This window comes from Candidatus Viridilinea mediisalina (assembly GCF_002532535.1).
Lineage (GTDB): Bacteria > Chloroflexota > Chloroflexia > Chloroflexales > Chloroflexaceae > Viridilinea > Viridilinea mediisalina.
Genome location: NZ_NQWI01000298.1, coordinates 1 through 919 on the forward strand (window position 1 = coordinate 1; position 919 = coordinate 919).

General features: G+C 64.5%; 2 pseudogenes. Both read left to right on the forward strand.

The features are described from left to right. Positions 1-303: pseudogene (locus tag CJ255_RS24575) on the forward strand (IS66 family transposase); the annotation flags it as partial. A 159-nt stretch (positions 304-462) separates the two neighbouring features. Beyond that, a pseudogene (locus CJ255_RS24580) lies at positions 463-919 on the forward strand (IS66 family transposase); the annotation flags it as partial.

The following is a 919-nucleotide window of genomic DNA, read 5'->3' on the forward strand; positions in this document are numbered from 1 at the left end:
CAGGTGCTGAACCTCGTTGAGACGCTCGCGGCAGAAAACGCCGCGCTGCGCGTCGAGAACCAGCAACTGCGCGATGAGAACGCCCGCCTGAAGGGTGGTTCGGGGAAGCCCGATATCAAACCGTCGGTGAAGCCCCCACCGAGCGACCACTCCTCGGAGGCCGAGCGCCGCACGCGCACGCCCCGTGGCAAGCCGAAGAAACATGCAACGCTGACGGTGACCCACGAGGAACGGTGCGTGGTGGACCCCGCGACCCTTCCGCCGGATGCGGTGCGCCACGGCACGACGGATTCCATCGTGTAGCGTTTGCGCATCGACGTCGAGGTCGTCCGCTTCGTCCGGGAGGTCTGGTATGTCCCCAGCACCAAGACGACCATCATCGCGCCGTTGCCACCGGGCTACCGGGGCGGGTTCTGCCCCACCATTCATGCGCTGGTTCCCGCCCTCGGCCATGGCGCGAACGTGAGTCAACCCGCCCTGCTGACCTTCCTGCGGGATGTTGGCCTGACGATTGGCACCGGCACGGTGGCGCGGATGCTGCTGGACCCGGAAGGCCATTGGGCTGATGACGCGGAGGCCATCCATCAGACCGGCCTCGCCACGGGGGCGTGGGTTGCCACTGACCAGACCTCCACCCGCGTGGATGGGCAGAACGAGGTCTGCCACGTCGTGGGCAACGACCTGTTCACCAGTTACCATACCCGTCCTGGCGGGACGCGTCAAGATGTCCTGGCGGTCATCTGGGGCCAAGATCTGCGGTTTCGTCTGAATGTGGAAGAGGTGACCGGGTATGCGGCCTTGGATGACCGCATCAGCAAAACCACCGATAAACGGGAACAATTGTTGGCGGTACTGAAGCATCCCGACATTCCTCTGCATAACAATGACATGGAACTGGCGGCTCGTCGCCGGGTGCGGA